The following is a 20,591-nucleotide window of genomic DNA, read 5'->3' as shown; positions in this document are numbered from 1 at the left end:
ATGCGACGGACGGGTTCGGAGGTTGTCGGCGCGGGGCCGTAGCGTTAGCCGGATGAAACTGCGCGATCTCGAGCGCACCCGCTGGGCCGCCGACCTAGACGAGCGGACCATGCTGCAGGTCTTCGGCTCGGCGACCCTGGAGCGAGCGACGCTCTACGCCCATGACGGCGCGATCGAGCGGCTCACCGTCGGGGGAGAGGGCGAGGTCCTCCTCGCCTCGGTCCGCGGCACTCGATCGACGCCGTATCAGGTCGTGATCCAGGCGGAGCGCGCGAGCGAGACCGGGCGAGTTCGGATCACCCCACGCTGCAGTTGTCCCGTCGGGTCGGCGTGCAAGCACGCTGCTGCCGTCTTGATCCACCTGCGGACCGCGCACGATGCCCAGGTGCTCGCGACGCCGGCCGCGGTCGACCTGCCCTGGCGCGAGGCCCTCGCCCCTATCGCCGCGCTGAGCGACGACGACGCCGAGGTCGCCGGGACGGATCTCCCACCAGCGGGGCTCTTCATCGAGATGGAGCGCCGACCAGCGAGCGCATGGGAGCGGCGCAGCGAGGTGGTGGTCACCTTGCGCGGGACGCGCTGGGGTAAGAGCAAGCGCTGGGTTCGCAACCTGAGCTTCGAGGCCCTCGCCTACGGGCAACACGACTACCGCCGGAGTAGGCCGGTGCTGCTGGCTCGTGAAGAGCACGCACACCTTCTCGCCGAGTTGATGACGCTGAGCGAACGAGGACGGCCGCGGCGCGGCTACCGCTACGGCTACGGGTCCCCAGGGTCCGGGTCCGCGCTCGATCTCGACGATGTCGGTGAAGCCTTCTGGGAGTGGGCCAGACGCGCCACCGACGCGGGGCTACGCCTGCTCGGGTCGTCCGAAACTCCCGAGGTTGGTGGCGTGGACTTCACGCCGGTCGGCGTGAGCGTTGACCTCACCCGCGATGACGAGGGCCTGCGTCTGAGCGCCCAGATCGACGGGGTGGATGACCCTCGGGGGCTTGGCCTCGAACTCATCGGTTCGCCGCCGCACTCGGCGGCGGTCGGCAGCGGCGACCAGATGACCTTGCACCCCGTCGCCGGCCTCACCGAAGAGATCGTCGCTCTCCTTCGAGCCGGTGACATCCATGTCCCCGCGGCGGATGAGGCGGAGTTGGTCGAAAACTACCTCCCCGCGTTGCGTCACCGCGCGCAGTTGATTTCGACCGATGGCTCGGTCGACGTCGCGACGGCCGCGCGACTTCGCCTCGTCGCTCACGTCACGGCGCCGAGCGCCGACAGCGTCGAGATCACTTGGGGGGTCGAGACGCTCCTTGGTGAGAGCGCGAGCGCCTCACCGGTTCGCCCCCTTCGCCCTCACGGACGCGAACCGCGCCCTCAGGTGCGCGACCTCCTCGTCGGCATCGACCTCCTCGCGCAGTTGCCCGATGTCAAGCACCGAGGTGCCTGGAACGAACCCCCGCCGCGCAGCCATCTGACCGGCGCGGACGCTGTGCGCTGGGTCGAAGACCTCGGCCCACGCTTCGCCGACCACCCGGACGTTCGGGTCGAGCAGGTCGAGCGGCTCGGCCTCCGGGAGGCCGACGACGACCCCTTGGTGAAGGTCGGAGTGCGCGACGCCGACGAGGGCGGTACCGACTGGTTCGACCTGGAGGTCAGCGTCGCTCTCGGTGACGAAGAGGTGCCGCTCGCCGACCTGCTCGTCGCCCTCGCTCGGGGCGAGCAGGTCATGGTGCTCGCGAGCGGGACGTGGTTCACCCTCGACCGGCCCGAACTCGAGCGCCTGCGCGAACTGCTGGAGGAAGGGCGTGAGCTAAGCGACGGGCCGGAGGGCTCGATTCGGATCAGCCGCCACCATGTCGGCTACTACGACGAACTCGTCGAGCTCGGCGTGATCGAGCGCGAGTCGAAGGTCTGGACCCGCCAGCGCGAGCGGCTGCGCGCGCTGCAGATCGAGGCCGCGCCACCGCTACCGGTCGGGGCGACCGCGACCCTGCGGCCGTACCAGAGCGAGGGATACCAGTGGCTCGCCGGCCTCTGGGACGCCGGGCTGGGGGGAATCCTCGCCGACGATATGGGACTTGGGAAGACCCTTCAGGTCCTCACCACGCTCGCCCGAGCGAGCGAACGCGATGACTTACGCGGGCCGGTCCTGGTCGTTGCCCCGACCAGCGTGCTCGGTACCTGGGTGAGCGAGGCCGCGCGCTTCACCCCGACGCTGCGGGTCGTCTCTCGGCCCCGCACATCGGCCCGGTCGCCGCGGACCCTGGCCCAGGATCTCGCCGAGGCCGATGTCATCGTCACCTCCTACGCCGTCCTGCGGCTCGACGCCGATGCCTACGCCGACTACCCGTGGCGTGCCGTCATCCTCGACGAGGCGCACACCGTGAAGAACCACCAGTCGAAGACCTATCGCGCGGTGCGTGGCCTCGCCCGCGAGGTCACCTACGCCGTCACCGGTACCCCGGTCGAAAACCACCTCATGGAGTTGTGGTCCCTGCTCTCGCTCGCGGCCCCGGGCCTTTATCCCCGGCCCGAGGTCTTCCACCAACGCTGGCGGCGGCCCATCGAGGCCGGGGACGCCGATGCCCTCGCGACCTTGCACCGGCGGATCCGCCCCCTGATGCTGCGCCGGACCAAGGACGAGGTCGCGCTCGACCTGCCGCCGAAGACCGTCCAGATCCTCCCGGTCGAACTGACCCCCGGCCACCGGCGGATCTACGACCGGCACCTGCAGCGCGAACGGCAACGCATGCTCGGCCTCCTGCGCGACCCCGACGCCAACCGGGTCGCGATCCTCGCCTCCTTGACCCGGATGCGCCAACTCGCCCTCGATCCACGCCTTGGCGCGACCGAAGACGAAGTGGCCGCTGGCAAGGTGCGCTCGGCGAAGATCGAAACCCTCCTCGAGCACCTCGTTGAGGTCGTCGAAGAGGGGCACCGCGCCCTGGTCTTTAGCCAATTCACCCGCTTCCTCGGGCTCGTCCGCGAGCGCCTCACCGAGGCGGGCCTGGCGACCAGCTATCTCGACGGCTCGACCACCGACCGCGCCGCGGTGATCGAGGGCTTCCGCACCGGTCACGACCCCGTCTTCTTGATCAGCCTGAAGGCAGGCGGGGTTGGCCTCACCCTCACCGAGGCCGACTACGTCTACGTCCTCGACCCGTGGTGGAATCCGGCCGCCGAGTCGCAGGCCATCGACCGAGCACATCGGATCGGGCAGGACAAGCCGGTCATGGTCTACCGCCTCGTCTCGACCGGGACGATTGAGGAAAAGGTCGTCGCTTTGCAGGACCGCAAGCGTGACTTGGTCGCTCGCGTGGTCGACGATGACCCCTTCACCGGTGGGCTCGCGGTCTCCGACCTCCAGGCCCTGTTAGAGGGTGATGAAGGGGGAGCGCGCGGGCGCTAGCATCCTTCGATATGAGCCTCAACGCCGCGGACCTGCTTGCCTCCACTCCGACCCAGCTTTACGTCGACGGCGCGTTTGTCGGCGCCGAAGGGGGAGCGACCTTCGACGTGCACGATCCGGCGACCGGTGAGGTCCTCGCCCAGGTCGCCGACGGTTCGGTGGCCGATGGCGCCAAGGCCCTGGACGCAGCGGTCGCCGCCCAAGCGTCCTTTGCCGCCACCCCTCCGCGGGAGCGCTCCGAGATGCTCCGCCGCGCCTACGAACTCGTCGTGGAGCGCACCGAGGAACTCGCGCTGCTGATGACCCTGGAGATGGGCAAGCCGCTCGCCGAAGCGCGCGGTGAGGTCACCTATGGCGCCGAGTTCTTCCGCTGGTTCGCCGAGGAAGCCGTGCGGATCAACGGCACCTACGCCGTCGCTCCGAATGGGGCGAGTCGCCTCGTCACGATGAAGCAGCCGGTCGGCCCCACCCTGATGATCACGCCGTGGAACTTCCCGCTCGCGATGGGCACCCGCAAGATCGGCCCGGCGATCGCGGCCGGCTGCACGATGGTGGTCAAGCCCGCTCACGAGACGCCGCTCACGATGCTCGCGCTCGCGCAGATCCTCGAGGATGCCGGGGTCCCCTCGGGCGTCGTCAATGTCGTGACGACCACCCACAGCTCGGACGTGATGGAGCCCCTGATTCGCGACCCACGGGTCCGCAAGCTCACCTTCACCGGGTCGACCGCCGTCGGCAAGAAGCTCATGGAGCAGTCCTCCGAGCAGCTGTTGCGCCTGTCGATGGAGCTCGGCGGCAACGCCCCCTTCCTCGTCTTCGACGACGCCGACCTCGATGCCGCGGTCGAGGGTGCGATGCTCGCCAAGATGCGCAATATCGGTGAGGCCTGCACGGCGGCCAACCGCTTCTACGTCCAGGCGAGTGTGGCCGAGGAGTTCAGCGCTCGCCTCACCGAGCGGATGGAAGCCCTCCAGGTAGGCCACGGCGCCGACGAGGACACGCAGGTCGGCCCGCTCATCACCGCCAAGGCCCGCGACGGCGTCGATGAGCTCGTCCAGGACGCCATCACTCAGGGCGCTCGGGTCCTCACGGGGGCGAAGGCCCCCGATGGGCCGGGCTTTTTCTACACCCCCACGGTGCTCACCGACGTCCCGAGCAGTGCGCGGCTCACCCGCGAGGAGATCTTCGGTCCGGTCGCGCCGGTCATGACCTTCGCCGACGAGGACGAGGCCATCGCACGTGCCAATGACAGCGAGTTTGGCCTGGTCGGCTACGTCTTCACCCGAGACAACGCCCGAGTGTTGCGCGTCGCCGAGGCCCTGGAGTTCGGGATGATCGGCATCAACACCGGCATCGTCTCCAACCCGGCCGCCCCCTTCGGTGGGGTCAAGCAATCCGGCTTTGGTCGCGAAGGCGGCGCCGAGGGGATCGAGGAGTACCTGGAGACGAAGTACGTCGGCATCGTCCTATGAGTCGTCGCGCCTCCTGGCTGCGACTCGTCGGAGGCCTCATCGTCATCGCCCTCGCGGCGTGGGTGCTGTGGTCTCAGGGTGCCGGGTCGGGCGAGGCGACGACGTCAGGGAGTCCGTCGACGACGCGCACCGCGACCGCGAGTGCATCATCGACCCCGACGTCGGGGCTCGCGACGATCCGCGAGTCCGCGTTGCCTCCGCAAGCCCGCGAGACGCTGCGCTTGATCCGCGCCGGCGGTCCCTATCCCTATGCCCGGGACGGGATCGGTTTCGGCAACCGCGAAGGGGTGTTACCTGAGCGGTCGCGCGGCTACTACAAGGAGTACACGGTGCGAACCCCGGGCGTCTCGCACCGCGGGCCGCGCCGGATCATCACGGGTTCGCAGGGCGACCGGTACTACACCGACGACCATTACGAGAGTTTCCGTCAGGTGGTGCTCGGCCAATGATCCATCTCGACCAGGCGGAGGTTGCCCCCTTCATCATGGCCCGGTCCCGAGGCGGGGAGCATCTGCACGTCGTGATGGACGATGGGGAAGGGGACATCTACGACCCCTTCGTTCGCGCGCTCCATCTGCCATCGTGGACCGGCCACAATCTCGATGCCCTGATCGATGCCCTACGCGACGTGGTCGACCGGCATGACGCCCCCTGGACGCTCGTCTGGCAACCGGCGCCGGGGCGGGAGCGGACGGCCGGTGTGCGCGCCGTGCTCGCAGATCTCGAGGACGAAGCACCCGGGCTCACCGTGGCGCTCGCCGATGGGGCGTCGGGTCCACGGATGTGACGATGGCGCGGGGCGACGGGCCCAGGCATGCTAGACGGTGCAGAGTCGTCGGCGAGAGAAGGGGGAGCGCGTGAAGTGCGGGTCGTGCGGGCAAGAGAATGAGGCCGATTCGTCCTGGTGCGCCATGTGTGGCGCTGCCCTCGGCGCTCACGACCAAACGCTGACCTCCGAGCCCCTGCCGAGGATCCCGGTGTCGCCGCGGCCGGAGGACGAGCGGCCCGAGCGCCGGTTGGCGTGGGTTGCTGGTGGGGCCGCCCTGGTCATCAGTGTCGCGATCGTCGGCGTCCTGTGGTGGGCGCTCGCCGGGCGCGATGGGACGGCCGCGGCGGCAGTGACGACATCGAGCAGCACCGGGGCCGTCACGACCACGACCACCCCGGCGCCGACACCGTCGACGGTGACGGTGACCTCGACCCCGCCTCAGACAGTCACCACCACGGTCACCTCCTCGGCGACCGAGACGACCTCGGACGGGGTGAGTGAGAGCGAGGCGCAGGACTTCTTCGACTGGTATTACTCCACGGCGCCGGTCGATCCGTCATCGACCTGGGAATCGCTCAGCCCCGGAATCCAGTCGGTCGGCACGGGGTATAGCTCCTATACCGAGTGGTGGGAGTCGATCGCCTCGGCGCAAGGGAGCGTCCTCGCGGTCGACGGTGAGACCGTCCGGGTGAGCGTCCACTATGTCCACACCTCGGGCAAGACCCGCGATGAGACCTATACCTATGTGCTCCGCCGGGACGAGTTCGGGTCGCTGCAGTTGGCGGACAAGAACGGTCAGTGACAGGCGACAATGGGGCGGTGACTTCTTCCCCTTCGCCCACCGAGGTGACGATCCTCGGATCCACCGGTTCGATCGGTACCCAGGCCCTGGAGGTCCTCGCGCGCTTCCCCGGCCGCTTCACCGTCGCGGCCCTCGCCGCCGGCAGCAACCTCGACCTGCTCGCCGAGCAGGCCGTCGCGACCCGCGCTCCCGTCGTCGCGGCGGCAGCTGGCGCAACCGAGGACCTCGCGGCGGCGATTCGGGCGAAGGGGGGCGCGGACTATGCCCCGGAGATCGTGATCGGTCCCACCGCGGCGACCGAGGTCGCGGGGCGGCCCACCGGAGTGGTGCTGAACGGCATCACCGGCTCGATCGGACTGCGCCCGACGCTCGCCGCCTTGCAAGCGGGGACCACGTTGGCACTGGCCAACAAGGAGTCGCTGATCGTCGGGGGGCCGCTCGTGAAGGCGCTCGCCGGCCCGGACCAGATCGTGCCGGTGGATTCCGAGCACTCCGCGATCGCCCAGAGCCTGCGCGGCGGGCGATCCGAGGAGGTGCGGCGCCTCGTCGTGACCGCGAGCGGCGGCCCCTTCCGCGGTCGGAGTCGCAGCGAACTCGCCGAGGTGACTCCTGAGCAAGCGCTCGCGCACCCCAATTACGCGATGGGGCGGGTGATCACGACCAACTCGGCGACCCTGGTCAATAAGGGCCTCGAAGTCATCGAGGCCCACCTCCTGTTCGATATCCCCTTCGAGCGGATCGACACGGTCGTGCACCCGCAGCAGTGGATCCACTCGATGGTCGAGTTTCATGACGGGTCGACGATCGCGCAGATGGGCCCGCCGCGGATGCTCGTGCCGATCGCGCTCGGGCTGACCTGGCCGGAGCGGCTGCCCGATATCGACGAGCCTTGCGATTGGAGCGTGGCCCAATCCTGGGACTTCTTCCCCCTCGACGATGAGGCCTTCCCGGCGGTCCGGCTGGCGCGCCAGGTCGGTGAGGCGGGCGGGACCTATCCGGCCGTCTATAACGCCGCCAATGAGATCGCCGTCGATGCCTTCCACGACCGGGCGATCGGCTTCCTCGACATCGTGGACACCGTCGCCGCGGTGGTCGATGCCCACGACCCCGCCGCACACGACGCTCACTCCGTCGACGGGGTGCTCGCCGCCGATGCCTGGGCTCGCACCGAGGCGGCCCGCCGCCTCGGTGTCAGCGAGCTGTCGGCGAGGGATGAGACCATCGAGTAATGCTCTACCTCATCGGTGTGCTCGTGATGGTGATCGGGATTGGCGCCTCAATCGCCCTGCACGAAGTCGGCCACCTCGTCCCGGCCAAGCGCTTCGGCGTGCGCGTGCCGCAGTACATGGTCGGTTTCGGCCCGACGTTGTGGTCGACCCGACGGGGAGAGACCGAGTACGGCGTGAAGGCGATTCCGCTCGGCGGCTACGTCCGGATGATCGGGGTGTTCAAGCCCAATGCCGCCGGCGAGCCGAGCACGCGGCGCGGCCGGATGGCCCAGACGGTCGAAGACGCGCGCGCCCAAAGCGCCGAAGAGATCGAGCCGGGCGACGACAAGCGGGTGTTCTATGCCCTCTCGGTCCCGAAGAAGATCACCATCATGCTCGGCGGGCCGATGACCAATATCGTCATCGCGCTCGTCCTCTTCACCGGCATCTTCACCCTGTACGGAGTCGCCCAGGCGAGCACCACGGTGCGAACCGTGAGCCAGTGCGTCGACACCAACGTCTCGGCCACCGGAACCGCCGCTACCGAGTGCACCCCGCAGATGCCGAAGGCTCCGGCCGCCGAGGCCGGCTTCCTCCCGGGGGACACCATCACCGCGGTCAACGGCGAACCGGTCACCACCTGGGATCAGATTCGCGAGGACATCCGGGTGAGCGGCGATCGCGCGATGTCCTTCACCGTCGAGCGCAAGGGCGAGACCCTCACCCTCGATGCGACGCCGATGATGATGGATCGTCCGCGCTACGACGAGGCCGGGCGCCCGCTCGTCGGCGAGGACGGTAAGCCCCTCACCGAACGCGTCGGCTTCCTCGGCGCGGCTCCGTCGCAGGAACTCGTCAAGCAGCCGATCACCGCCGTGCCGGGGATGTTCTCCGACATGGTCGGGACGACGGTCAGCTTCATCGGTCAGATCCCGAGCAAGCTGGTCGGTGTCGGGCAGGCGGCCTTCGGGTCGGCCGAGCGCGATGTCGAGGGCCCGATGTCGGTCGTCGGGGTCGGGCGGGTCGCCGGTGAGGTCGCCAGTTCCTCCGAGGCTGGCTCCTCGATGGATCGCTTCGTGCTCCTCATCAGCTTGATCGCCGGGCTGAATCTCGTCCTTGGCATCTTGAACCTCATCCCCCTTCTGCCGCTTGACGGTGGGCACGTCGCGGGTGCGATCTGGGAGGGCATCAAGAAGGGGTGGGCTCGGCTGCGCGGTTTGCCCGACCCCGGGCCGGTCGATACCGCTAAGGCCCTCCCGCTGGCCTATACGGTCGCGCTCGCCTTCATCGCGATGACGGTGTTGCTCGTCTACGCCGACATCGTCAAGCCCGTGCGACTCACGGGATAAGTCCAGGATCGAAGGGGGATAATGGCGCCATGACGATTTCCCTTGGCATGCCCGCTGCCCCCGCGCCGGTCCTCGCGCCGCGCCGTCCGACCCGGCAGATCAAGGTCGGGTCGGTGGGGGTGGGCTCCCAGTCGCCGATCTCGGTGCAGTCGATGACGACGACGCTGACCGCCGATGTCAACACCACGCTGCAGCAGATCGCCGAACTCACCGCGGCCGGTTGCGACATCGTGCGAGTCGCCTGTCCGAGCCAGGACGATGCCGACGCGCTCGCCGAGATCGCCCAGCACTCCCAGATCCCGGTGATCGCCGACATCCACTTCCAACCGAAGTACGTCTTCCAGGCGATCGAGGCCGGGTGTGCTGCGGTGCGCGTCAACCCCGGCAATATCCGTAAGTTCGACGACCAGGTCGCCCAGATCGCCAAGGAGGCTGCCGACCATGGCACCTCGATCCGGATCGGGGTCAACGCCGGATCGCTCGATAAGCGGTTGCTCGAAAAGTACGGCAAGGCCACCCCCGAGGCGCTCGTCGAGTCAGCGGTGTGGGAGGCGAGCCTCTTCGAAGAGCACGGCTTCCACGACTTCAAGATCTCGGTGAAGCACAACGACCCGGTCGTGATGGTCCGGGCGTACGAACTACTGGCCGAGCGCGGCGACTGGCCGTTGCACCTCGGCGTGACCGAGGCCGGCCCGGCCTTCCAAGGGACGATTAAGTCCGCGACCGCCTTCGGTGCCCTGCTCTCGCGCGGGATCGGGGACACCATCCGGGTTTCCCTTTCGGCCCCTCCGGTCGAAGAGGTGAAGGTGGGCCTGCAGATCCTGCAGTCGCTCAACCTGCGCGAACGCAAGCTCGAGATCGTCTCCTGCCCGTCCTGCGGCCGCGCCCAGGTCGATGTCTACAAGCTCGCCGACGAGGTGACCGCCGGCCTCGATGGCCTCACCGTACCCCTGCGCGTCGCGGTCATGGGCTGCGTCGTGAACGGCCCGGGTGAGGCGCGCGAGGCCGACCTCGGCGTGGCGTCCGGCAACGGCAAGGGGCAGATCTTCGTCAAGGGTGAGGTCATCAAGACCGTGCCCGAGAGCCAGATCGTCGAGACCCTGATCGAAGAGGCGATGCGGATCGCTGAGGAGATGGGCGAGCCGGTCGACGGCGAGACCGGCGCACCGAGCGTGACCGTCGGCTGATTTTTTGCTGGCGGCGGACTTAGGCTGAGGGCGTGCTTCGCACCCGATCTCCGGTCCGCCTGCTGACTCACGCCGATGTCGACGCGGCGTTGGAGCTCTGCGCGCAGGACCTGGCGGCGAATGTCTTCGTCGCTAGTCGGATCGCTGCCGGCGCGCTCGGCGTCGGATCGCAGGCCGTCCTCGGCTTCGTCGAGGACCGCCAGCTCAGTTCTCTCGTGTGGACCCAGGCCAATGTCGTGCCGGTCCAAACCGATGCGCGGACCCGGGCGGCCCTCGCGGTCGGCGTGCGCCGCGCGCGGCGCCGCACCGCCTCCCTGCTCGGCCCCGCCGATCAGGTCCTCGCCCTGTGGGATCTCGTCGACACCTCCTACCCGCGACCGCGCTCCCTTCGCCCGGTCCAACCTCTGCTCGCGACGCGCACACCCCCTTCGCGCCTCGGGGTAGCCCTCGACCACAGGGTGCGTCCGGCGCGACTCGAAGAGACCGATCTGATCGTGCCCGTGGCGGCGCACATGTTCACCGAGGAGATCGGGTACCCGCCCTACCAGGGGTCGTCGAATTACTACCGCGAGTCGGTGCGGACCCTGATCGCGCTCGGCCGGACCTACGCGGTGATCGAGGGCGGCGAGGTGATCTTCAAGGCCGATGTCGGATCGTGCGCGCTCGGGGCCTTGCAGATCCAAGGCGTCTGGCTGACCCCACGGCTGCGGGGACAGGGGCTCGCGACCGCGATGATGGCGGCGACCATCGAGCAGGCGATGGCCGATCACGCCCCGTACGTGACGCTGTATGTCAATGACTACAACGCGCCGGCGCTCGCGACCTACTTGCGCTGCGGGATGGAACAGGTCGGCACCTTCGCGACCGTGCTGCTCTAAACCGGGTCGCGCAGATCACGTCGGCTAGGGGAACAAAGGCCTTCTCTTCAGACCTAAATTGGGGTAGAGGAGCGCGGATCGAGGCCTCGCTGGCAGGCTCCGCGCAACTGATGTGTTGACTGAACACCGAAGGGATGTCACGCCCCGTGACTCGTTTGGAATGGACCCCGCTGACCGAAGCCGACCTGCCGGGTGTGCAGGCGGTCGCCGAGGCCTGTCTTGAGCGCGATGGTGGGCTGCCCGAACTGGCCGATCAGGACCGTCTTCGTGCCCTCTTCCTCACCGATACCGCGATCGTGGGGCGAGATGCGCTCGGTGACATCCTCGCCGCCACCGCGCTCGGCTGGGGTTCTGGGGGACGGCGGATCGCGACCGGGTTGGTCCACCCCTCCGTCATGGGACAGGGGATCGGCGCCGAACTCGTCCAGTGGTCGCGCGAACAGGCCGCCGGCGAGCCGGTGCGCGTGATCGCGGAGACGATCAGCCCCGAGGCGGAGGAACTCTTCGCCCAGAGTGGATTGCACCTCGTCTTCAGCGAGTCCGTGATGCGCCACAGCCTGCGCCATATCCCGGTGGTCCGTCTCCCCGACGGGCTGGTGAGCCTCCCCTTCACCGACGACACCTCCGCCGCCTTCCACCACGCCTACCAGCAATCCTTCGCGGACCAGCCCGGGTACGAAGAGGGAGCAGCCCAGGCGTGGGGTGCGTGGCTCCGGCAGCAGGAGGGTTTCCGGCCCGAGGATTCTCGAGTGCTCGTCGACACCACCGGTCACGTCGCGGGCTTCGTCACCTTAAGTGACCACTGGATCGAAGAGGTGGGCGTCGTCCCCGCGTGGCGGGGGCACAAACTGGGAGCACACCTCGTGGCTCGCTCGCTGACCGTCTTCGCCAAGCGGGGGGACTCGGCGGCTTGGCTCTGCGTCGGCTCGCGGAATCCCGCGCGCTCGCTCTACGAACGCCTGGGTTTTCGCTACCACGGCTCGCGGGGGCTCTACGACGAGGTGCCGGCGGCGGGGCCGACCCCCCTCGCCCTCCCCGAGAGCGTGCGGCAGGATGGAGGGGAACCGGCAGGCACCGCGGCCGAGCCGCACGCCACGCCGCAGGACTAAAGGAGGCCGCTCACCCGTGACCGCGACGCCGCACGTGCTCGATCCGCAGATCGTCGAGGCGGTGCGCGCAGCGCAGCAGGTGATGGTCCTCTCGGGCGCCGGGATGAGCGCCGAGTCCGGAGTCCCCACCTTCCGGGATGCCCAGACCGGCCTCTGGGAAGATTTCGATCCGGAGGATCTTGCGACCCCCGGTGCCTGGCAGCACGACCCGGAGTTCGTCTGGGCCTGGTACGCGTGGCGGATCGGGTTGGTGCGCGGCGTGGAACCGAACCTCGGTCACCGCGCTCTCGCCGAGTTGGCGCAGTTGCGCCCGACGACCATCGCCACCCAAAACATCGACGACCTCCACGAGCGCGCCGGTTCTGAGGTCCTCGCGCACCTCCATGGCAGCCTCTTTCGGTTCCGCTGCGCCGAGTGCGGCGCGCCCTACGACGGCGCGGTCGAGGTCCCCGATAAGCCCGTCGAACGGTTGGCGCCGCCGCGCTGCGAGACGTGTGGGGAGCGCGTGCGTCCCGGTGTCGTGTGGTTCGGAGAGGACCTGCCGCTCGCCGAATTCGAAGCAACGGTCACCGCGATCGAGAACCTGTCGCCGGGAGATGTCGCCCTCGTCATCGGGACCTCGGGCGTCGTCTTCCCCGCGGCCGGCTTGCCCGCGATCGCGCTCGCGGCCGGCGCGACGGTGATCGAGATCAACCCGCAAGAGACCGAGATCTCCGATATGGCGCACCTGCACGTCCGCGCACCGGTCGCGGTGGCGCTGCCTCCCCTCGTCGCCGCCCTGCGGGACTAGCGCCGCGGCTCCGTGCCGGGGCTCGAGCCGTGGGCTCGCAGAGATCGCCCTCGCGCGGGGTGGACCTCCCGGACCGCGCGATATCCTGCCCGGGGTGCCGCGAGGTGCCGCTTACCCCCTTCGCACCACTGCTTTTGTGAAAAAAGGAGCCTGCCCCCGTGGTCATGCGCATGTCGTCCCTGTTCCTTCGCACCCTTCGCGAGGATCCGGCGGACGCCGAACTCCCGGGCCACAAACTGCTGGTGCGAGCGGGGTACATCCGCCGCGCGGCGCCGGGGATTTACACCTGGCTGCCGCTCGGTCTGAAGGTGCTGCGCAAGGTGGAGGGGATCGTGCGCGAAGAGATGGACGCGATCGGGGCACAGGAACTCACCTTCCCTGCCCTGCTCCCGAAGGAGCCCTACGAGGCCACCGGGCGCTGGACCGAGTACGGCGACAACCTCTTCCGCCTCACCGACCGCAAGAACGCGGACATGCTGCTCGGGCCGACGCACGAGGAGATGTTCACCCTCGCGGTCAAGGAGTTCTACACCTCGTACAAGGAACTCCCGCTCGCGCTCTACCAGATCCAGACGAAGTACCGGGACGAGGCGCGGCCGCGGGCTGGGGTCCTGCGCGGGCGCGAGTTCATCATGAAGGACAGCTACTCCTTCGACATCGATGCCGCCGGGCTGCAGAAGTCCTACGACCTCCACCGGCAGGCCTACGTCAAGATCTTCGACCGCTTCGGCTTCGAGTACGTGATCGTCCAGGCCGACTCCGGTGCCATGGGCGGGAGCGCGAGCGAAGAGTTCTTGGCCGTGAACGACGGCGGCGAGGACACCTTCGTGAGTGACGGTCAGGGGTATGCCGCCAATGTCGAGGCGGTTGAGGTCCCGCAGGCGCCGCCGGTCGAGGTCACCGCGGGTCCCGCACACGTCGAGGACACCCCGAACACCCCGACGATCGAGACCCTCGTCGCGGCCCTGAACGCCGACCACCCTCGGGCCGATGGCCGCGAGTGGACCGCTGCGGACACCTTGAAGAACGTCGTCGTCATGCTCGCCTACCCGGATGGGACCCGCGAGCCGCTCGCGATCGGCCTGCCCGGCGACCGCGAGGTCGACCCCAAGCGACTCGAAGTCAAGGTCGCCCCCGCCGAGGTCGCCCCCTTCGACGAGAGCGACTTCGCCAAGCATCCGAGCCTCGCGAAGGGGTACATCGGGCCCGGTGTGCTCGGCGAAAAGAAGGCGAGCGGGATCCGCTATCTCCTCGACCCGAGCGTCGCCGAGGGTAGCGCCTGGGTGACGGGCGCCGATGAGCACGGCAAGCACGTCATCGACCTCGTGTACGGACGCGATTTCACCGCCGACGGGACGATCCAGGCCGCGGAGATCCGCGAGGGTGACCTCGGGCCGAGCGGCGCGGGCTTGACCCTGCGCCGCGGCGTGGAGATGGGCCACATCTTCCAGCTCGGCACCAAGTACGCCGAGGCGCTCGGCCTGAAGGTCCTCGACGAGCACGGCAAGCTCGTCACGGTCACCATGGGTTCCTATGGCATCGGGATCACCCGCGCCGTGGGTGTCATCGCCGAGGACAACCACGACGAGCTCGGGCTGATCTGGCCGCGCGAGGTCGCCCCCTTCGATGTGCATCTGGTTGCCGCGGGGAAGGGGGAGGACCTCTTCGTCGCCGCCGGTGAACTCGCCGCTCAATTGGAGGCCGCCGGGCTCGACGTCCTGTACGACGACCGGGCGGGCAAGGTGAGCCCCGGGGTGAAGTTCAAGGACTCCGAGTTGCTGGGCGTCCCGACCATCGTGATCATCGGCAAGGCGCTCGCGGATGGGCTCATCGAGATCAAGGACCGCCGCAGCGGCGAACGGCGCTCCGTCCCGGTCGCCGATGCCGTGCGCGAGATCGTGGCCGAGGTCGGAGGCGACCGCTCGGCATGAGCGACGACGCGATCCGCCTCACCGCACCGCGCCCCACGCCGGGGCCGGTGGCGGCGGTGATCTTCGACTGGGGCGGCACGCTCACCCCCTGGCGCTCGATCGACCTCGCCGAGCAGTGGCGGATCTTCGCTCGGGTGATCCGCGGGGTGCCTCTCGATTCCGATGATGTGCCGCCAGAGGATCTGGCGCGGGCCGAGGAGTTGGCAGGGCGCATCCACGCGGTCGAAGACGATGCCTGGCGACGGGGGCGCAGCGACTTTTCCAGCGCCCGGCTCGATGATGTCCTACGCGCAGCTGGGCTCGACCCGGCACATGACCGGCACCACCTGGCGCTCGCCGCCTACCGGCGGTTCTGGGAGCCGTATACCGTGACGGACCCGGCCGTGCGGCCGCTCTGGACCGCTCTGAAGGAGCGAGGGGTCGCGATCGGGGTGCTCTCCAACACCATCTGGTCGCGCGGATACCACCGCGATGTCCTCGCTCGCGACGGAGTCTTGGAGTTCGTCGACGCGGATATCTACTCCTCCGAGATCCACGTCGTGAAGCCGCACGCCGAGGCCTTTACCGCTGCCCTGGATGCCCTCGGCGTCCGGGCGACGTCTGCGGTCTACGTCGGCGACCGCCTCTACGAGGATGTCCTTGGCGCCCAGGAGGCAGGGCTTCGCGCGATCTGGGTGCCCCACAGCGATATCCCCGTGGACCAGCAGGTCAACGTCGACGTGACGCCCGACGCCGTAGCCCACGACCTCGGCGACGTGCTCGACATCGTGACCGAGTGGGGGACCGTGGGGTCGGGCGCGCGGTGACGGGCGTCGACTTCGGCGGCGAGTTCCTGATCTGGCTGGCGGTTGCTGGTCTCGTCGCTGGCTGGATCGACGCCGTGGTCGGCGGAGGCGGACTGGTCCAACTTCCCGCGATCCTGCTCGCCTTCCCGGGCGCGAGCCCCGCTCAGGTCCTCGCGACCAACAAGCTCGGCTCCATCGCCGGCACGACGACGAGCGCGATCACCTACTACCGGCGGGTGCGGCCCGACCTGCGGACCGCCCTTCCGATGGCGGCGGTCGCCTTCCTCGGAGCAATGGGCGGCGCCCTGATCGGCCTGCACATCCCGAAGGCTGCCTTCAACCCGATCATCTTGGTGCTGCTCGTCGTCGTGGGCGCGTACACCCTCTTACGGCCCGACCTCGGATCGGTCACGGCGTTGCGTTTTAGCGGTGCCAGGCACACCGGGGTCGCGATGGTGACCGGTTTCGTCATTGGGATCTACGACGGTGCGCTCGGACCCGGGACCGGGTCCTTTATGGTCTTCGCGCTCGTCGGGCTGCTCGGCTACGCCTTCTTGGACGCGAGCGCCAAAGCCAAGATCACCAACTTCGCGACGAACCTTGGCGCCCTCGTGATCTTCGCTCCCGGCGGGCATGTGATGTGGGCCGCTGGCGCGGTCCTTGCCGGAGCCAACCTGGTCGGCGGGTACATCGGGGCGCGCACGGCCGTGGCCCGGGGGAGCGGGTTCGTGCGGCTGGTCTTCGTGCTGGTCGTTGGCGCCTTCATCGTGCGCATCGGCGGCGACCTGATCGGATGGTGGTGACGATGGCGAAGGGGGAGCCACGCGTGCTGATCCTCGGCGGGACGGCCGAGGCCAGGGCCCTCGCCCAGGCGCTCGTCGACGCCGGTGTCGACGTCGAATCCTCGCTGGCCGGTCGCGTCTCGCGCCCACGGCTGCCGGTCGGTCGAGTGCGCTCGGGCGGGTTCGGGGGAGCGGAGGGGCTCGCGGCGTACTGCGTCCGTGAGGGGATCACCCACCTGGTGGACGCCACGCATCCCTTCGCGACGACGATGACCGCGCATGCCGTCGCAGCGGGGGAGCAGGCTGCGATCCCTATGCTGCGCCTCGCGCGTCCCGGCTGGCGATCGCATCCCCTCGCCGACCAGTGGCGCTGGGTGTCCTCGTATGACGGGGCGCGCGAGCGAGCCGACGAGGTGGGCGGCACCCCCTTCATCACGACCGGACGCCAGACCCTGGAGCACTACGCGTCCTGGGCTGGCCGGGAGGTCCTGGTACGGGTGGTCGAGCCCCTCGACGGTGCGCCACCAGATGGCTGGACGGTCCTGCAAGATCGCGGCCCGTACACCGTCGATGGCGAACTCGAGGTGATGCGCCGCCATGGTGTCGGCGTCGTGCTCACCAAGGACTCCGGCGGGTCGTACACCTCGGCGAAACTCGATGCGGCGGCCGAGTTGGGGGTCCCCGTGATCATCGTCGCGCGACCAGCGATCCCGAGCGGCGCGGCCGAAGTGGGCACGGTCGCGCAGGTCCTTCACTGGCTTGCTCATCCGGCGCGCTGACCGCGCCCCGAGCGGAACAAGCCTTGACGGCGCAGTGTGACCGCTGTCAGCGCTGCTCACCTATGACGACATGGTCAAGCAGCTCGCTCAGATCGAGCGGACCTCGCGCGGCACGGTCAAGGTCTCGACCTTGGCGGCCTCGGGATCAATCCCGGCCGGTCCGAGGCTGGTCGTGAGTTGTACGTCGCGACCGTGGGAACCGGAGCGACTAAGGTCTGGCTGCAGGGACGGATCCACGGCAACGAGCCCTATGGCACCGACACGCTCCTCGATGTCTTAAAGACCCTCGGGTCGAGCGGTTCGCCAACCGCGCGGGCCATCCGCGCCGCCTGCACCGTGCATGTCATCCCGATGTACAACCCCGACGGGACGGAGCTCTACATCCGCCATACCGTCCTTCAAGACGGGACCGAGCGCCGGATCGACCTCAACCGCGACTGGGCGCTGAACGCCTTCGTGGCCAAGGAGTCGAAGGCTTGGTACACGTACTGGACGCAGGTCAAGCCCGACTGGGGGCTCGATATCCACCACCAGGGTCTGAAATACGACACCGAAACCGACGAGCCGATCACCATGTCTCTTGGGATCTCGCTCGCGCCGAGCGGGCCGACCCTGCCCGATATCAGGGGCGGCGAGTTTGACCGGACGACGCGGCGCATGCAGGGCTACGTGTACGAGCAGCTGAGCCGGTACGGCTATGTCAACATTGACCGCTACAGCGTGGGCGGGCCGGGCCAATACCGCGAGATCGACATCAAGGGCGGTGTCGCCTCGGCCGTCATGCTCGGACTCAACTGGAACAACCTCAACCCGAGCGGGCACTCCCACCCGATGGTCTTCTTCGAGACCTACGGCGGTTCGATTGGTCAGAAGTCGCGGGGCAAGGCCATCCAGCAAAACGTCCGAGGGGCCACCGAACTGCTGCACGGAATGGCGACGGGCGCGGTCGCGGCGACCGACCCGATGATCTGGCATCGGATCCCGCACGTGCCCTATGTCGGCTACTTCACCGACACCGGGGCGACGACGGGTTGGCCTACCCGACCGCCGGTTTAACCACGCCGGTCCCTCGGCCTAGCGCCGCGCGATGGCCGTCCGCACGAGACTGCGGGCGGCGACGGCGATCCCAAGGGAGATGACGCCGCTCGCGCGGACGAGCGAGACAGCTCGCGGGATATCGGATGCGGTCGGGGCGGGCCCGTCGCCGAGATAGCCGCGATCCTCGCTCACGCCGTCGTAGGTGTTCGCCCCTCCGAGGCGGACCCCAAGGGCGGCGGCGGCGGCCGCCTCGACCGGGCCGGCATTCGGGCTCGGGTGCGCCGGGGCGTCCTCGCGCACCGCGTGGAGGATCGAAGCGACCGCGCGCGGACGCGCCATCATGGTGGCGAGGACAGTGAGCCGCGCCGGTATGGCATTGGCCAGATCGTCCAGGCGCGCTGCGGCCCAACCGAACTCGCGATAGCGCTCGCTGCGGTGGCCGACCATCGCATCGAGCGTATTGATCGCGCGATAGCCGAGCAGGCCCGGGATGCCGGCGACAGCGCCCCAGAAAAGAGGCGCGACCACCGCGTCGGCGGTGTTTTCGGCGACCGACTCGATGCAGGCTCGGGCGACCTCGTCCGCGCTCAACTGGGAGGGGTCGCGCCCCACGATCCACGAGACGCGCTCGCGGGCGCCGCCGAGGTCACCCCCTTCCAAGCGCCGGTGGACTTCGCGAGCCTCGCGTTCGAGGGACCGCCCGCCGAGCACGACCCAGGTGGCCGTAGCAGTGGAGGCGACGGCGGGGAATGAGCGCCAGCGGCTCGCGGCGAGGCCAATCAGGACGACCGGCCCGACCAGCAGCGCTTCGTGCAACACACCGCGGGAGCGCCGAGGGGCGTAGGTGAATTGCTCCACGCGCAGAGCAGCCTGACCAAAACCGGCCACGGGATGACCGCGTCGCGGGTCGCCGACGAGGCGGTCCGCCAGATATCCGAGCACCAGACCGGCCGCGACCGGATCCACCCGACGCGCGACCCGCCGGAGGTCGGGCATCACTTAGCCCTTGACGACCAGGGGCTGGCCGGCGACCACGAGAACGACGCGGTCGCAGACCGTCGCGACCTCCTGGTTGATCCGCCCGAGCCAGTCAGCGAAGACGCGCCCGGCGCGGTTGCTGGAGACCACGCTCATCCCGACCTCTTCGCTCACTAGGGCGATGTCGACCCCCGAGCGCAGGGCCGCGACGAGCTCGGTGACCTCGGTGCGCAGCTCCAGACCCCACTTCTCTTCCGGAGCGTCCCACGCCGCCAGAGCGTCAAGGCGCGCGGTCAGCCAGGTCCCAAGGGAATCGATGAGGACCGGCCCGGTGGCCTCGTTGAGCGCGGTCGGCAGGTCAGTGGTCTCGATCGTGGTCCACGCCGTCGGTCGGCCCGCGCGGTGAGCCGCGATGCGCGCCGACCAGTCGGCGTCGCTCGCCTCAGGGACTGCACCGGTCGCGATGTAGGTCACCGAGTCGAGGTCGGCGAAGAGCGATTCGGCGTAGTCGGACTTGCCGGAGCGAATGCCTCCGGTGATCAGGGTCTTCATGCAATGGCTCCCGTGGAGTAGACGATGAGAAGGATGGTTGCCGCGATTTCGATGCCGGCGCCGAGGACATCGCCGGTGACGCCACCGAAGACTCGGATGGCGGTGCGGGTGACCAGCGCGACGGTGAGCCAGGCCACGGCGGAGGCAAGCAAGCCAACCCACCACGCTACTCCCGCAACGAGCGCGGCGATGACGAGGGCGGCTGTCGTCGCACCCAACGCGAGCACCACCAGCCCTACCGGGACGGAAGCAGCCATGACCGCGCCCATCCCGGATTGCCGCGCGGCGGGCACGATGGTCGCGCACATGAGGGCGCAGGCGGTGCGTGAGCAGATCACGGCCGCGGCGACGAGCAGCCAGCCGCGCTCGGCCTGCGCGAGAGCCGCGATGGCCCCGGCTTGAGTGAGCAGCGTGATGACCAGGGCCGCGGCGCCCATCGGGCCGACATCTCCGCGGTGCATGACCTCGAGCGCGCGGTCGCGATCCCAGCCCGCGCCGATCCCGTCGGCGGTGTCGGCGAGCGCGTCGAGGTGCATCGCGCGGGTCGCGAGGGCGAGCGCGCCGAGGGTCAGTCCTGCGGTGACGAAGGGGGCGAGCCCGATGGCCCGCCCGGCGGCCACGATGGCGGCGGCGATGAGGCCCAAGGGGAGCGCCGCGACCGGAGCGAGCAGCATGGCGGCGCGCCCGACGCGCCGGTCGGGCGCGCCGATATCGCCGACCGGGATGACGGTAAGCGTCCCGGTCGCGAGGCGCAGACCCGCGGTGAGTGACATGTCGGCGAC

The 20,591-nt window shown here is 69.2% G+C and carries 19 protein-coding genes; 16 read left to right on the top strand and 3 right to left on the bottom strand.

Annotated features, from left to right (window positions below; translation table 11 throughout):
- Nucleotides 1-52: 52 nt before the first annotated feature.
- The 16 genes from AB8K43_RS06755 (at nt 53) to AB8K43_RS06680 (ending at nt 18,297) form a co-directional block, all read left to right on the top strand.
- Nucleotides 53-3,400, top strand: a complete 3,348-nt coding sequence (locus AB8K43_RS06755) for an SNF2-related protein (RefSeq protein ID WP_370892743.1) — start codon at nt 53-55, stop codon at nt 3,398-3,400.
- A gap of 11 nt (nt 3,401-3,411) precedes the next feature.
- Entirely contained in the window at nt 3,412-4,872 is a 1,461-nt protein-coding gene (locus tag AB8K43_RS06750; RefSeq protein ID WP_370892741.1) for an NAD-dependent succinate-semialdehyde dehydrogenase, read from the top strand.
- Entirely contained in the window at nt 4,869-5,321 is a 453-nt protein-coding gene (locus AB8K43_RS06745; protein WP_370892739.1) for a ribonuclease domain-containing protein, read from the top strand. Before AB8K43_RS06750 ends, AB8K43_RS06745 begins: the two co-directional genes overlap by 4 nt.
- The gene (locus AB8K43_RS06740; RefSeq protein WP_370892737.1) at nt 5,318-5,659 is read left to right on the top strand and encodes a barstar family protein; all 342 of its coding nucleotides are present in this window, start codon (nt 5,318-5,320) and stop codon (nt 5,657-5,659) included. Before AB8K43_RS06745 ends, AB8K43_RS06740 begins: the two co-directional genes overlap by 4 nt.
- Before the next feature lie 190 nt (nt 5,660-5,849).
- Nucleotides 5,850-6,443: a hypothetical protein gene (locus AB8K43_RS06735; protein ID WP_370892735.1), complete on the top strand. Its 594-nt coding sequence runs from the start codon at nt 5,850-5,852 to the stop codon at nt 6,441-6,443.
- Between the two features lie 17 nt (nt 6,444-6,460).
- Entirely contained in the window at nt 6,461-7,672 is a 1,212-nt protein-coding gene (gene dxr, locus AB8K43_RS06730; RefSeq protein ID WP_370892733.1) for a 1-deoxy-D-xylulose-5-phosphate reductoisomerase, read from the top strand.
- Nucleotides 7,672-9,000 (top strand): RIP metalloprotease, encoded by a 1,329-nt coding sequence (locus AB8K43_RS06725; RefSeq protein ID WP_370892731.1) that lies wholly within the window; start codon nt 7,672-7,674, stop codon nt 8,998-9,000. Before dxr ends, AB8K43_RS06725 begins: the two co-directional genes overlap by 1 nt.
- A gap of 29 nt (nt 9,001-9,029) precedes the next feature.
- Nucleotides 9,030-10,187 carry a flavodoxin-dependent (E)-4-hydroxy-3-methylbut-2-enyl-diphosphate synthase gene (gene ispG, locus AB8K43_RS06720; RefSeq protein WP_370892729.1) on the top strand — a complete coding sequence of 386 codons (1,158 nt, stop codon included), beginning with the start codon at nt 9,030-9,032 and terminating at the stop codon, nt 10,185-10,187.
- Between the two features lie 32 nt (nt 10,188-10,219).
- Nucleotides 10,220-11,065, top strand: coding sequence for a GNAT family N-acetyltransferase (locus AB8K43_RS06715; RefSeq protein ID WP_370892727.1), 846 nt, complete (start codon nt 10,220-10,222; stop codon nt 11,063-11,065).
- Between the two features lie 146 nt (nt 11,066-11,211).
- Nucleotides 11,212-12,174, top strand: a complete 963-nt coding sequence (locus tag AB8K43_RS06710; RefSeq protein WP_370892726.1) for a GNAT family N-acetyltransferase — start codon at nt 11,212-11,214, stop codon at nt 12,172-12,174.
- A gap of 16 nt (nt 12,175-12,190) precedes the next feature.
- Entirely contained in the window at nt 12,191-12,964 is a 774-nt protein-coding gene (locus AB8K43_RS06705) for an NAD-dependent deacetylase (RefSeq protein ID WP_370892724.1), read from the top strand.
- 164 nt (nt 12,965-13,128) lie between these two features.
- A complete protein-coding gene (locus tag AB8K43_RS06700; protein ID WP_370892783.1) occupies nt 13,129-14,895 on the top strand; it encodes a proline--tRNA ligase in 1,767 nt (588 codons plus the stop codon).
- On the top strand, nt 14,892-15,701 hold the full coding sequence (locus tag AB8K43_RS06695) for an HAD family hydrolase (RefSeq protein ID WP_370892723.1): 810 nt from the start codon (nt 14,892-14,894) through the stop codon (nt 15,699-15,701). Before AB8K43_RS06700 ends, AB8K43_RS06695 begins: the two co-directional genes overlap by 4 nt.
- A complete protein-coding gene (locus tag AB8K43_RS06690; RefSeq protein WP_370892781.1) occupies nt 15,698-16,483 on the top strand; it encodes a TSUP family transporter in 786 nt (261 codons plus the stop codon). The genes AB8K43_RS06695 and AB8K43_RS06690 overlap by 4 nt, the downstream gene beginning before the upstream one ends.
- Before the next feature lie 2 nt (nt 16,484-16,485).
- Nucleotides 16,486-17,241: a cobalt-precorrin-6A reductase gene (locus AB8K43_RS06685; RefSeq protein WP_370892721.1), complete on the top strand. Its 756-nt coding sequence runs from the start codon at nt 16,486-16,488 to the stop codon at nt 17,239-17,241.
- Nucleotides 17,242-17,433: 192 nt separating this feature from the next.
- Complete coding sequence (locus tag AB8K43_RS06680; protein WP_370892719.1) at nt 17,434-18,297, top strand: M14 family zinc carboxypeptidase; 864 nt, start codon at nt 17,434-17,436, stop codon at nt 18,295-18,297.
- A gap of 18 nt (nt 18,298-18,315) precedes the next feature.
- On the opposite strand, the gene AB8K43_RS06675 is transcribed toward AB8K43_RS06680, so the two are convergent.
- The 3 genes from AB8K43_RS06675 to AB8K43_RS06665 are packed head-to-tail and all read right to left on the bottom strand — an operon-like array spanning nt 18,316 to nt 20,582.
- Nucleotides 18,316-19,275: a cobalamin biosynthesis protein gene (locus AB8K43_RS06675; RefSeq protein ID WP_370892718.1), complete on the bottom strand. Its 960-nt coding sequence runs from the start codon at nt 19,273-19,275 to the stop codon at nt 18,316-18,318.
- A 3-nt stretch (nt 19,276-19,278) separates the two neighbouring features.
- Nucleotides 19,279-19,809 (bottom strand): bifunctional adenosylcobinamide kinase/adenosylcobinamide-phosphate guanylyltransferase, encoded by a 531-nt coding sequence (locus tag AB8K43_RS06670; protein ID WP_370892716.1) that lies wholly within the window; start codon nt 19,807-19,809, stop codon nt 19,279-19,281.
- Entirely contained in the window at nt 19,806-20,582 is a 777-nt protein-coding gene (locus AB8K43_RS06665) for an adenosylcobinamide-GDP ribazoletransferase (RefSeq protein WP_370892714.1), read from the bottom strand. Before AB8K43_RS06665 ends, AB8K43_RS06670 begins: the two co-directional genes overlap by 4 nt.
- Between the last annotated feature and the right edge of the window lie 9 nt (nt 20,583-20,591).

Origin of the sequence: Janibacter sp. GXQ6167 (assembly GCF_041365945.1) — a bacterium.
Lineage (GTDB): Bacteria > Actinomycetota > Actinomycetes > Actinomycetales > Dermatophilaceae > JBGFSK01.
Note: the sequence above shows the minus strand (reverse complement) of the source record. Positions and strands in the feature narration are given on the sequence as shown.